We start from the raw sequence: 12,743 nt of genomic DNA, 5'->3' as shown, positions 1-12,743 counted from the left end.
CTCGCGCCTACAGACGGCATTTTTCAGGGGGGGCTTGCTGCCGATAGCGGTGCATCAGTCACAGATAAGCTGGCTGATTCATTGCTATCGGGAGCAAGCCCCCCTTTCACATTACCAAGCAAGCTAATAATTCCATTTGACATTCGCTGCCTAAGCAGTAACATCTTGTCATACATTCACTGCCTAGGCAGTAATAAGGTGACTTCCGATGGCCCACTTCACCCCTGACAGTTTCCGCAACTGTCACCTCGGTCTCCTGTTGGGCCGAGCCGCGTTGCTCAAGGACCGCATTATCGACACCCATATGGAACCTCACGGCGTGACTGCCGCGCAGTTCAAGGTGTTGATCATCATTGCCCAATTCGACGTCGACACCCCGGCCGAGCTGTGTCGCAACCTGTCCCTGGACAGCGGCTCCATGACGCGCATGCTCGACCGCCTGGAACAGAAGGGCCTGCTGGCGCGCAAGCGTTCCGAGCAGGACCGGCGCCAGGTGCAACTGGTGCTCACGGAGGACGGCCAGCGCCTGGCGGACATGCTGCCTTATATCGGCGCCCAGTCGATGAATGAACTGGCCGGTGCCCTGGAGCCCGGCGAGTTGCAGACCCTCGAACGCATTCTCAAGAAAATTCTGGTAGCTGCCGGTGACGCTATCGTCATCCAGCGGGTAGGTGATCAATGAACACACGCACACTCAGCCTGGTGCTGGTGGCGATGACCCTAGCCGGTTGCGCTAATTACAGCGGCCTCGACACCCAAGGCAAACGCCTCGACGCGAACACACTGCAAGCCGGCAAATCTCTCAGCGGCGTGACCCTCTCGACGGCCGCCTGGCCCACCGCCGATTGGTGGAAAAGCCTGGGCGACCCGCAACTCGACGGCCTGATCCGCGAGGCCCTGCAAAACAGCCCCGATATGCAAGTGGCCAGTGCCCGCGCTCATCAGGCCGAAGCCGCTGCCTTTGCCGCCGACGCCGCACGCCTGCCAACCCTGGATGCCAGCGCCGGTGTCAGCCGCTCGCGGTTGGCCAAGGATCAGGACCCGCGAGGGCAGGGCGATGCCTACGCCACCGTGCGTAACATCAGTGCCGGCTTCAATTACAACTTCGACCTCTGGGGTGGCCAGCGCGCCGCCTGGGAAGCCGCGTTAGGCCAGGCCCGCGCCGCCGAAGTCGACCAGCAGGCCGCGCGCCTGACCCTGGCCGCCAACGTGGCCAAGGCCTACAGCGACCTGGGCCAGGCGCACATCGTGCGTGACCTGGCCGATGATGACCTCAAGCGCACTCGCCAAATGCTCGACCTGAGCAAGCGCCGCCTGAGTTCGGGTATCGACAGCGAGTACCAGTACCAACAGACCGAAAGCCTGGAAGCCAGCTCCGAATCGCAACTGATCGATGCGGAAAAACAACTGCAAAGCGCCAAGATCGCCCTCGCCGTATTGCTCGGTAAAGGCCCCGATCGTGGCAACGAACTGGCCCGCCCGAGTGTGTTGAAAGCCAGCGCCGTGGCGGTGCCGTCGGTGCTGCCGGCCGAGCTGCTGGGCCGGCGCCCGGACCTGATTGCAGCGCGCTGGCGTGTAGAGGCGGCGAGCAAAAATATCGACGCAAGCAAAACCCGCTTTTACCCCAACCTCAACCTGAGCGCGAGCGCCGGTGCCGAGTCGTTGCTGGGGGATGCAATGTTCGGGTCGGCCAGCCGTTTCTTCAGCATTGCGCCGACGATTTCCTTGCCGATCTTCGATGGTGGCCGCCTGCGTGCCGACCTCGATGCTCGCGACGCCGATTACGACCTGGCGGTCGCTCAGTACAACAAAACCCTGGTTCAAGCCTTGGGCGATATCGGTACCACCCTTTCCCAGCTGCGCGACACCGCACGGCAGATTCAGGCCCAGCAGCACGCCGCGGACATTGCCAAGCAGTCTTTTGACACCGGTATGCAACGCTACAGCTCCGGGATCGGTAGCTACCTGGATGTGCTCAGCATCGAGCAGCAATTGCTGCAGGCCCAGCGTCAGCTGGCGACCCTGAATGCGGCACAGATCGATTTGTCGATTCAACTGATGCAGGCCCTGGGTGGCGGGTTCAACGCCAATAACGTGGCCGCAACCACCCCAGCCACACGCACGGAATAATTTGAGGTATTTGTCATGGCCACTGCCGACAGCAACAACGCAAACGAACAAACCAACGACAGCAACCCTCGCAAACGCAAGGTGATGCTGCTGCTCCTGGCGCTGATCGTCATCCTCGGTGCCGTGGGCGTGTGGGGCTGGTATGAGTTTTACGGTCGCTTCAGCGAAAGCACCGACGACGCTTATGTGAACGGCAACGTGGTGGAAATCACCCCGCTGGTCACCGGCACCGTGGTCAGCATCGGCGCCGACGATGGCGACCTGGTCCACGAAGGCCAGGTGCTGGTCAACTTCGACCCGAATGATGCCGCCGTCGGCTTGCAAAGTGCCCAGGCCAACCTCGCGCGCACCGTGCGCCAGGTGCGCGGTTTGTACAGCAACGTCGACGGTATGAAAGCCCAGGTCAATGCCCAGAAAGCTGATGTGCAGACAGCCCAGGATAACTACAACCGTCGTAAGACCCTTGCCCAGGGCGGGGCGATTTCCCAGGAAGAACTGTCCCATGCCCGTGACAGCCTGACCGCCGCGAAGAACGCGCTGACCAACCTTGAGCAGCAACTCAAGACCAGCAACGCGCTGGTGGACGACACCGTGATCAGCTCTCATCCCGACGTACAAGCCGCCGCCGCGCAACTGCGTCAGGCTTACCTGACCAACGCCCGCAGCACGTTGATCGCGCCGGTTACCGGTTATGTGGCCAAGCGCACCGTGCAACTGGGCCAACGCGTGCAGCCGGGCACCGCCTTGATGGCCGTGATCCCGCTGGACCAGCTGTGGATCGACGCCAATTTCAAGGAAACCCAGCTGCGCAATATGCGCATCGGCCAGCCGGTGGACATTGAAGCGGATATCTACGGCAGCGACGTGAAATTCAGCGGTACTGTCGACAGCCTCGGCGCCGGTACCGGCAGCGCATTTGCCCTGCTGCCGGCGCAGAACGCCACCGGTAACTGGATCAAGATCGTGCAGCGGGTACCGGTGCGCATTCACATCAACGCCGAAGAACTGGCCAAGAACCCGTTGCGGGTGGGCCTGAGCACCCTGGTCAATGTAGACCTGCACGACCAAAGCGGCCCGGTACTGGCGCAACAGGCACCACAAAAGGCCTCGTTCACCACCAATGTGTATGACCGTCAATTGGCCGAAGCCGACGCCATGATCACCCAGTTGATCCATGACAACAGCGTCGTCGCCCCCAAGGCTGTGCAACGCTGATGAGCAATAACGCCTCCTTCACGCCACCCAGCCTGTTGATGGCCACTATTGGCCTGTCGCTGGCGACCTTTATGCAGGTGCTCGACACCACCATCGCCAACGTGGCGTTGCCGACCATTTCCGGCAACCTGGGCGTGAGTTCGGAGCAGGGCACCTGGGTCATCACCTCGTTTGCGGTGAGCAACGCAATTGCGTTGCCGCTCACCGGCTGGTTGAGCCGGCGCTTCGGCGAGGTGAAGCTGTTTTTATGGGCGACGATCCTGTTCGTGCTGGCATCGTTTCTGTGCGGTGTGTCCACCTCGATGCCCGAGTTGATCGGCTTTCGCGTGCTGCAAGGCTTGGTGGCGGGGCCGTTGTACCCGATGACCCAGACGTTGCTGATCGCGGTGTATCCGCCGGCAAAACGGGGTATGGCCCTGGCGCTGCTGGCGATGGTCACGGTGGTGGCGCCGATCGCCGGGCCTATCCTCGGCGGCTGGATCACCGACAGCTACAGCTGGCCGTGGATCTTCTTTATCAACGTGCCCATCGGTATCTTTGCGGTGATGGTGGTGCGTTCGCAGCTGAAGAAACGCCCGGTGGTCACCAGCCATCAGCCGATGGACTATGTCGGGCTGTTGAGCCTGATCGTCGGGGTCGGCGCCTTGCAGATCATCCTCGACAAGGGCAACGACCTGGACTGGTTCGAATCCAACTTCATCATCATAGGCGCCGTCATCTCGGCCATTGCCCTGGCGGTGTTCGTGATCTGGGAAATGACTGACAAGCACCCGGTGGTCAACCTGCGGCTGTTCGCCTACCGCAACTTCCGGATCGGCACCATCGTGTTGATCCTGGGATACGCGGGTTTCTTCGGCATCAACCTCATCCTGCCGCAATGGTTGCAGACCCAGATGGGCTACACCGCAACCTGGGCCGGGCTGGCGGTGGCGCCGATCGGTATTTTGCCGGTGCTGATGTCGCCATTCGTAGGCAAGTACGCACACAAGTTCGACCTGCGCCTGCTGGCGGGCCTGGCATTCCTGGCGATTGGCTTGAGTTGCTTCATGCGCGCAGGGTTCACCAACCAAGTGGACTTCCAGCACGTCGCCCTGGTGCAATTGTTCATGGGCATCGGTGTGGCGCTGTTCTTTATGCCGACCTTGAGCATCCTGATGTCCGACCTGCCGCCGCAACAGATTGCCGACGGCGCGGGGCTGGCGACTTTCCTGCGTACCCTGGGCGGCAGCTTCGCGGCATCGCTGACCACCTGGATCTGGATTCGCCGGGCGGACCAGCACCACGCGTACATGAGCGAGAACATGACCACCTACGACTCGGCCACCCGCGACGCCTTGAATGCGCTGGGTGGGGCAGGGCAAAAGGCCTACACCCAGTTGGACCAGATCCTGACCAGCCAGGCGTACATGATGTCCACCGTGGATTACTTCACGTTGTTGGGGTGGATGTTCATGGGCCTGATTTTGCTGGTGTGGCTGGCCAAGCCGCCGTTTGGGGCGAAGGCGGGGCCCGAGGCCTCCGGCCACTGATACCCGGTGTTTGCGGTCAAAAAAAGTGCGAGCGGGCTTGCTCGCGAAGGCGGTGGTTCAGTCGATCAACGAGCTGACTGGCGCACTGTCTTCGCGAGCAAGCCGCTCGCACATTTGGATCTTTGTTCAAAAAGGGATTCGGGGTGTCCGAGGCTCACGCCCCAGGCAACGCCAATTGCGGATTGACGAAGTCAAACGCCGCCAGTTGAAACCCTTGCTCATCGACCTGCAACGCCCACCCTTGTTTATCCCAGTCCCCCAGCACAATGCGCTTGGCCGCCTGATCGCCGATCTGCAGCTTGTGAATGGCGGGACGGTGCGTGTGGCCATGGACCAGGGTGCGCACACCGAAATGCTGCATCACCCGCGGTACTTCTTCGGGGGTGACATCGACAATGTCGTTGGCCTTCATGCGCGTTTGCGCACGGCTTTCGCTGCGCAGCTTGCGCGCCAGCTTGTGCCGGGTGCTCAGGGGCAGGTGGCGCAGGATAAACAGCACAATCGGGTTACGCAGGATGCGCCGCAGCTTCATGTAGCCGACATCGCGGGTGCAGAGGCTGTCGCCGTGCATCAAGAGCACCGGCTCGCCGTAAAACTGCACGACACTCGGGTCCTTGAGCAAGGTGGCGCCTGCGGCTTTGCAGAACGCCTTGCCGATCAGGAAATCGCGATTGCCGTGCATGATGAAAATCGGGGTGCCGCTGTCGCTCAGTTCGCGCAGAGCTTCGCAGATGGAACGCTGGAAAGGGGTCATGCCATCGTCGCCAATCCAGGCTTCGAAGAAGTCCCCCAGAATGTACAACGCCTGGGCGCCACGGGCGCGGCCTTGGAGCAGATCCAGAAACGCCCGGGTAATGTCCGGGCGTTCCTCTTCCAGATGCAAGTCTGAAATAAGCACTATCACGCTTAGATGATCTCGGCTTTCTCGACGATAACGTCTTCTACCGGAACGTCCTGGTGACCGGCTTTACCGGTGGTCTGCACGCCTTTGATCTTGTCGACGACGTCCTGGCCTTCGGTCACTTTACCGAATACCGCGTAGCCCCAGCCCTGTACGTTCTTGCCGCTGTGGTTCAGGAAGGCGTTGTCGGCGACGTTGATGAAGAACTGCGCGGAGGCCGAATGCGGCTCCATGGTACGGGCCATGGCGACGGTGTACTTGTCGTTGGAAAGGCCGTTGTCCGCTTCGTTCTGGATGCTTGGGCGCTTGTCTTTCTTTTCCTTCATGCCAGGCTCGAAACCGCCGCCCTGGATCATGAAGTTGCCGATGACACGGTGGAAAACGGTGTTTTCGTAGTGGCCGGCGTTCACGTACTCGATGAAGTTGGCGACGGTGATCGGCGCTTTCTCGGCGTTCAGCTCGATGACGATGTCACCGTGGTTGGTGGTCAGTTTGACTTGAGTCATGTTCACTACTCTTTTCAGGGAATTCGTGGGTTTGGGTGCCTGGGCACCACGACCGGTATGGCGAAACTGCGGCCAAGGCGCGCAGTTTAGCGTGCCCGGCAGGAATTTCGAGGTGGTTTTTTATCGCCCTGGTCATTAAAAGAGTAATTAAACAGCAGTTTTTGGTCCCAGCCTGTCAGTGTCTTGACAGCATCAGCTATGATAACGGCTTTGTTTTATCTGGCCCCAACCGGCCACGTACCTGTCTGTTCAAGGATCCTATGAGCAAGCCCACTGTCGACCCTACCTCGAACTCCAAGGCCGGACCTGCCGTCCCGGTCAATTTCCTGCGCCCGATCATCCAGGCGGACCTGGATTCGGGCAAGCACACGCAGATCGTCACCCGCTTCCCGCCAGAGCCCAACGGCTACCTGCACATCGGTCACGCCAAGTCGATCTGTGTGAACTTCGGCCTGGCCCAGGAGTTCGGTGGCGTCACGCACCTGCGTTTCGACGACACCAACCCGGCCAAGGAAGACCAGGAATACATCGACGCCATCGAAAGCGACGTGAAGTGGCTGGGTTTCGAATGGTCCGGTGAAGTGCGCTATGCCTCGCAATACTTCGACCAGTTGCACGACTGGGCCGTCGAGCTGATCAAGGCCGGCAAGGCCTACGTCGACGACCTGACCCCCGAGCAGGCCAAGGAATACCGTGGCAGCCTGACCGAGCCCGGCAAGAACAGCCCGTTCCGCGACCGTTCGGTGGAAGAGAACCTGGACTGGTTCGCCCGTATGCGCGCCGGCGAATTCCCGGACGGCGCCCGTGTACTGCGTGCCAAGATCGACATGGCCTCGCCGAACATGAACCTGCGCGACCCGATCATGTACCGCATCCGCCATGCCCACCACCACCAGACCGGTGACAAGTGGTGCATCTACCCGAACTACGACTTCACCCACGGTCAGTCGGACGCCATCGAAGGCATCACCCACTCCATCTGCACCCTGGAGTTCGAAAGCCATCGCCCGCTGTACGAATGGTTCCTCGACAGCCTGCCGGTACCGGCGCACCCGCGCCAGTACGAGTTCAGCCGCCTGAACCTGAACTACACCATCACCAGCAAGCGCAAGCTCAAGCAACTGGTGGACGAAAAGCACGTCAACGGCTGGGACGACCCGCGTATGTCGACGCTGTCGGGCTTCCGTCGCCGTGGCTACACGCCGGCTTCGATCCGTAACTTCTGCGAAATGGTCGGCACCAACCGTTCCGACGGCGTGGTCGACTACGGCATGCTTGAATTCAGCATCCGCCAGGACCTCGACGCCAACGCCCCGCGCGCCATGTGCGTGTTGCGTCCGCTGAAGGTCGTTATCACCAACTACCCGCAAGACAAGGTCGATAACCTTGAACTGCCGCGTCATCCGCAGAAAGAAGAACTCGGTGTGCGCAAGCTGCCGTTCGCCCGTGAAATCTACATCGACCGCGATGACTTCATGGAAGAGCCGCCGAAGGGCTACAAGCGCCTGGAACCGAACGGCGAAGTGCGCCTGCGCGGCAGCTATGTGATCCGTGCTGACGAAGCGATCAAGGACGCCGAGGGCAATATCGTCGAGCTGCGTTGCTCGTATGACCCGGACACCCTGGGCAAGAACCCTGAAGGCCGCAAGGTCAAGGGCGTGATCCACTGGGTGCCGGCCGCGGCCAGCATCGAGTGCGAAGTGCGCCTGTACGACCGCCTGTTCCGCTCGCCGAACCCTGAAAAGGCCGAAGACAGCGCCAGTTTCCTCGACAACATCAACCCTGATTCCCTGCAAGTACTTACTGGTTGTCGTGCCGAACCCTCTTTGGGCGAAGCACAGCCGGAAGACCGTTTCCAGTTCGAGCGCGAAGGTTACTTTTGCGCGGATATCAAGGACTCGAAACCAGGTGCTCCGGTATTCAACCGTACCGTGACCTTGCGCGATTCGTGGGGCCAGTGATCAAGTCTTAAGGGATTCATCGTGCTAACGATCTACAACACACTCAGCAAGACCAAAGAAGTCTTCAAGCCGCTGGATGGCAACAAGGTGCGCATGTACGTGTGCGGCATGACCGTGTACGACTACTGCCACATTGGCCATGGCCGCAGCATGGTTGCCTTCGACCTGGTCACCCGCTGGCTGCGTTTCAGCGGGTATGACCTGACCTATGTGCGCAACATCACCGACATCGACGACAAGATCATCAACCGCGCCAACGAAAACGGCGAGTCGTTCGACGCGCTGACCGAGCGCATGATTGCCGCCATGCATGAGGACGAGGCGCGCCTCAACATCCTCAAGCCGGACATGGAGCCCCGTGCCACGGACCATATCCCTGGCATGCACGCGATGATCCAGACCTTGATCGACAAGGGCTACGCCTATGCCCCAGGCAACGGCGACGTGTACTACCGCGTCGCCAAGTTCATGGGCTACGGCAAGCTGTCGCGCAAGAAAATCGAAGACCTGCGCATCGGCGCGCGTATCGAAGTCGACGAAGCCAAGCAAGACCCGCTCGATTTCGTGCTGTGGAAAGGCACCAAGCCGGGCGAGCCGAGCTGGGAGTCGCCTTGGGGGCCAGGCCGACCAGGCTGGCACATTGAATGCTCGGTGATGTCCACCTGCTGCCTGGGCGAGACCTTCGACATTCATGGCGGCGGCAGTGACCTCGAGTTCCCGCACCACGAAAACGAAATCGCCCAGAGCGAAGCCGCCACCGGCAAGACCTACGCCAATGCCTGGATGCACTGCGGCATGATCCGCATCAATGGCGAGAAGATGTCCAAGTCCTTGAACAACTTCTTCACCATCCGCGACGTGCTGGCAAAGTACCACCCGGAAGTGGTGCGTTACCTGCTGGTGTCCAGCCACTATCGCAGTGCGATCAACTACTCGGAAGACAACCTCAAGGACGCCAAAGGCGCCCTGGAGCGGTTCTACCACGCGTTGAAAGGCTTGCCTGCCGTGGCGCCTGCCGGCGGCGAAGCGTTCGTGGCACGGTTTACCGAGGTGATGAACGACGACTTCGGCACCCCGGAAGCTTGCGCCGTATTGTTCGAGATGGTGCGTGAGATCAACCGCCTGCGTGAGAGCGATCTGGACGCAGCGGCGGGCCTGGCGGCGCGCTTGAAAGAGCTGGCGAGTGTGCTCGGGGTTCTGCAAATGAAGCCTGAGGAGTTCCTGCAAGCCGGCGCTGAAGGGCGTGTGGACGCCGCTGAAGTGGATGCGCTGATCCAGGCGCGTCTGACCGCGCGTACCAACAAGGACTGGGCGGAATCCGACCGTATCCGTGACCAACTGACCGCGATGGGGGTGGTGTTGGAAGACGGGAAAGGTGGGACGACGTGGCGGTTGGCTGATCAGGCGTGATCGTTAAACGCTGAATGAAAAACGCCCCGACTGGTTCTGGGCGTTTTTTTGCATATTGCTAAGTTTTTCGAATCAAACCTCTATTCGTGTCCAAGACCTGCATAGTCAGAGCGGAGGTCTCACGGAACACGGCTCTGAAATTTTTCCTGCTTGGTATTGGCAGTCTTCTATCAACGTCCCGTCTCGGCCCCACTGCCGTGATTGTCCGTTTCTCTCGCCGTGTGCGTATTCGATAGAATAAAGTTGAGTTCCATCCTCAGACCAACCTTGCATCTTTCCATGTAGTTTTCCATCTTTATAGACTGAGTGCTTTCTTTTTTGTCCGTTGTCATACCATTTTATGTCGTCGCCTTGGCGGTTATGATTTTCGTCTTGTTCCCATTGACTGACTTTTATACCGTCAATGTTCCATTCGTGGCTCATTCTTATGCGCTGATTCGTATATAGTGTTTGTGATTCGGTCTCGCCGTTTGCGAAGTATTTGACGTCCCAGCCATCCAACTGTCCGCGGTCATAATCTTGTATGTTTTTTAGTGTGCCGTCTTCATAGTAATAATTTGATATTCCTGAGCGACTGCCATCTATGTATTTTTCCATGGATTCAGGATTTCCGTTAGCGTACAGTTTGACTCTTGGGCCATTTAGCACTCCATTTACATAATGCTCACGGATCTTGATTTTTCCTGTCGGGTCGTAAGTTATGTACTCGCCGTCAGTGATTATTCCGTTATTGTAGTTTATGGATTTTTCAATTTTTCCGTTTTTGTGGCGAACAATGCTTTTTCCTTCACGTTGCCCCTGCGCGCTCATTTCAATAGAACTCGAAACCATGCCGTTACTATGAAAGGTGCGGAATTTATGGATGAATTTGCTCGCAGCATAGTCTTCATTGTCGATGAATCCATCGGCCGCAATCTTCTTGGTTTTTTTATCGTAGATATAGACTTTCCAGGCTTTTAGTTTTTGGTCATAAGTTTGGGGTTGCTCTATGAAAAAAAGACTGCGCGCAGCTGGAGCGGGTCGGTAGTTTTTGTCTAAGTACATTTTTCCATCAATTGTTACATCTGTGAGTGATCTGCATATTTCACCCGAGCAGGTAGCGAATTTGGTTGCCATCGGTATTTTTCGATCACAATCCTGATGTGTGATAAATAGTGCGACTCCATCATCAGCGTATTTTTTGATTTTCTTAACTTCTGCTAGGAAACTTTCGACAGGAACGCCGATGGAGTCCGGTGTGATATGCAGTTGTGAAGTGCCACAACTATGTTCTGTTGAAAGCGTCAGACGCACTGCCGCCATGAACTTTACGCCGAAAGAGTCCGTGGTTTCTGGATCTATGTCGAGATAGGTTGCATTCATTTTTATATTTAGGATTGTCGATAGGTGAGTCTGTTCGGCTTGAGCGTATATTGCATTCGAGATGAGTGCTAGTGTCACTAAGAATTTCCTATATTCGAATTGCATCCTGATTGTCCATTAATTGACTTGTATAGAGAGGGCAAAGTTTTGGGTGGCGGCTGTGCGTGACTTCGATTTACGTTTGAGTGGAAGGTATGCCCGCTAGAAGCGCTCAATGGAGTATCGGGCACCAAAGAGAAGACTATGGGTCAATCGTTGACTACAAAGAAGCGAGGGTTTCTGGCGCGGACGTAGGATGTTTCTTTGGAAAATATGCCACGGTGCTTTACGTTGTTCGTGCTGGCGGGTGTTCAATAGCTGACGGTAAAAGGGGGCGGGTCTACTTGTACCAACATAGCGGCACCCCTCATCACTTCTACCTTTGAACACCGTTCAATTTAGGGTTGCTGCTCTGTCCACCATCAACTGAATCCCCTCTAGCATCCGACAAATCCCCAAGGCCACGCTGCGGGGATTGCCGTCGATCTCAAAGGCCAAATGGCTTGCCAGTGCATGAACTGAGGCTAGATCCTCCGACGCGTTTACCAGCAGCGTCTCGATGTCTAGTCCTTCGCATATGGTAAACAGGCCATGGTTCTCAGCAGATGGCTCTGGTTTCTCAGAGGGGTTTAGATAGTGGTTTATTGCTCGATGAGCGGCAGTGTGAAGCGAGGTCGAAACCGACGGTGGATTCGGACTGTCTTTGATCATGACGAAGCTCCTAGAGTATTGGAGCCACCACCCATCGCTGCGAAACGATACCCAGGTGGCAGCTGTGCGCGGGTTCGCAGACCGGGACTCTAGGCACCCGGCATACCCGAAGGTATCCCGCGCACAGCCGCCATAACATAAGGCATAAAAAAGCGCCCGCTATCTTGTGGTGGACGCTGTGCGTCTAGAGTTTAACCGGGCTGCGAAACCCGGTCGCTGAATTTGCAGCGACCGCCGAAGATTAGGCAGCCATCTTCCGAGCGACAACCCTAAAAAGCTGTCGGAAACTTCTGCTGAGCTCAGAGCTTGCTACTCACCTCATACCGACTCTGCACAAAACCATTGTCCGACACATGCGTGCTGACGTGGTGAAGTTCGTGCTCACGGCCAACCTGGCTGAACAGTGGAATGCCTTGCCCCAGCAGAACCGGGATACGGGTGATGATCAGCTCGTCAATCAGGCCGGCCTCAAGAAACGCCTGGATCGTCTGGCCGCCGTCGATATACAGATGTTTCATGCCGCGCTTGGCCAATTGGCCCACCACGGCGGGCGCATCGGCGGCCATGATCTCTACCTTGCCCTCCAAGTGGGCGGGCAGCTCAAACGGTCGATGCGAAAGCGCGATGACCGGCGTGCCCTCATAAAACCATTTGGGGAAGGACGCTACTTTCTCCAGGGTGTTGCGGCCCATCACCAGCGCATCAACGCTGGCGATATAGCTTTCAAACGTCATACCGTTCAAGGCCGCGCATTCATATTCCGGCCGAAGAAGCCATTCGATATCGCCATCGGGTCGTGCGATAAACCCGTCGATGCTGGCGGCGATAAAGACAGAACATTTGATCTCCATGGCATTGCATTCCTTTTGTGCGGTCGGGGTAAAAGTGCTAATGGTCATTTAATCTTTACGTGTAACAACCGAGCGTAGCCAAAACAACTGGGTGTCTGGCGGAGTGCCAACGCCCCTTTCTGCAGTGC

At 57.9% G+C, this 12,743-nt stretch carries 11 protein-coding genes; 6 read left to right on the top strand and 5 right to left on the bottom strand.

Going from position 1 to position 12,743, the window contains the following annotated elements:
* Nucleotides 1-208 precede the first annotated feature (208 nt).
* Genes EXW71_RS04435 through EXW71_RS04420 form a run of 4 tightly spaced genes read left to right on the top strand, consistent with a single transcriptional unit; the run spans nt 209 to nt 4,874 of the window.
* A complete protein-coding gene (locus tag EXW71_RS04435; RefSeq protein WP_123717845.1) occupies nt 209-682 on the top strand; it encodes a MarR family winged helix-turn-helix transcriptional regulator in 474 nt (157 codons plus the stop codon).
* On the top strand, nt 679-2,130 hold the full coding sequence (locus EXW71_RS04430; protein WP_134657713.1) for an efflux transporter outer membrane subunit: 1,452 nt from the start codon (nt 679-681) through the stop codon (nt 2,128-2,130). Before EXW71_RS04435 ends, EXW71_RS04430 begins: the two co-directional genes overlap by 4 nt.
* A gap of 15 nt (nt 2,131-2,145) precedes the next feature.
* Nucleotides 2,146-3,345: an efflux RND transporter periplasmic adaptor subunit gene (locus tag EXW71_RS04425; protein WP_134657712.1), complete on the top strand. Its 1,200-nt coding sequence runs from the start codon at nt 2,146-2,148 to the stop codon at nt 3,343-3,345.
* The gene (locus tag EXW71_RS04420) at nt 3,345-4,874 is read left to right on the top strand and encodes a DHA2 family efflux MFS transporter permease subunit (protein ID WP_134657711.1); all 1,530 of its coding nucleotides are present in this window, start codon (nt 3,345-3,347) and stop codon (nt 4,872-4,874) included. The genes EXW71_RS04425 and EXW71_RS04420 overlap by 1 nt, the downstream gene beginning before the upstream one ends.
* A gap of 154 nt (nt 4,875-5,028) precedes the next feature.
* Here the strand turns inward: EXW71_RS04420 and lpxH are convergent, their stop codons facing one another.
* The gene (gene lpxH / locus EXW71_RS04415; RefSeq protein WP_134657710.1) at nt 5,029-5,778 is read right to left on the bottom strand and encodes a UDP-2,3-diacylglucosamine diphosphatase; all 750 of its coding nucleotides are present in this window, start codon (nt 5,776-5,778) and stop codon (nt 5,029-5,031) included.
* 2 nt (nt 5,779-5,780) lie between these two features.
* A complete protein-coding gene (locus tag EXW71_RS04410) occupies nt 5,781-6,281 on the bottom strand; it encodes a peptidylprolyl isomerase (protein WP_123717841.1) in 501 nt (166 codons plus the stop codon).
* A gap of 260 nt (nt 6,282-6,541) precedes the next feature.
* On the opposite strand from EXW71_RS04410, the gene EXW71_RS04405 reads away from it, so the two are divergent.
* Together EXW71_RS04405 and cysS are read left to right on the top strand one after the other, a co-directional pair.
* Nucleotides 6,542-8,242 (top strand): glutamine--tRNA ligase/YqeY domain fusion protein, encoded by a 1,701-nt coding sequence (locus tag EXW71_RS04405; protein WP_134657709.1) that lies wholly within the window; start codon nt 6,542-6,544, stop codon nt 8,240-8,242.
* Nucleotides 8,243-8,263: 21 nt separating this feature from the next.
* Nucleotides 8,264-9,652: a cysteine--tRNA ligase gene (gene cysS, locus EXW71_RS04400; RefSeq protein ID WP_134657708.1), complete on the top strand. Its 1,389-nt coding sequence runs from the start codon at nt 8,264-8,266 to the stop codon at nt 9,650-9,652.
* A gap of 105 nt (nt 9,653-9,757) precedes the next feature.
* On the opposite strand, the gene EXW71_RS04395 is transcribed toward cysS, so the two are convergent.
* The 3 genes from EXW71_RS04395 to EXW71_RS04385 all read right to left on the bottom strand — a co-directional run bounded on the left by EXW71_RS04395 (nt 9,758) and on the right by EXW71_RS04385 (nt 12,615).
* Nucleotides 9,758-11,119: a toxin-antitoxin system YwqK family antitoxin gene (locus EXW71_RS04395; RefSeq protein ID WP_134657707.1), complete on the bottom strand. Its 1,362-nt coding sequence runs from the start codon at nt 11,117-11,119 to the stop codon at nt 9,758-9,760.
* Nucleotides 11,120-11,446: 327 nt separating this feature from the next.
* Nucleotides 11,447-11,764, bottom strand: a complete 318-nt coding sequence (locus EXW71_RS04390) for a DUF6124 family protein (protein WP_134657706.1) — start codon at nt 11,762-11,764, stop codon at nt 11,447-11,449.
* A 299-nt stretch (nt 11,765-12,063) separates the two neighbouring features.
* Entirely contained in the window at nt 12,064-12,615 is a 552-nt protein-coding gene (locus EXW71_RS04385) for a dihydrofolate reductase family protein (protein ID WP_134657705.1), read from the bottom strand.
* Nucleotides 12,616-12,743 lie beyond the last annotated feature (128 nt).

Origin of the sequence: Pseudomonas sp. BCA17, assembly GCF_004519405.1 — a bacterium.
Taxonomy (GTDB): Bacteria; Pseudomonadota; Gammaproteobacteria; order Pseudomonadales; family Pseudomonadaceae; genus Aquipseudomonas.
This window is presented reverse-complemented; position numbering and strand designations above follow the sequence as displayed.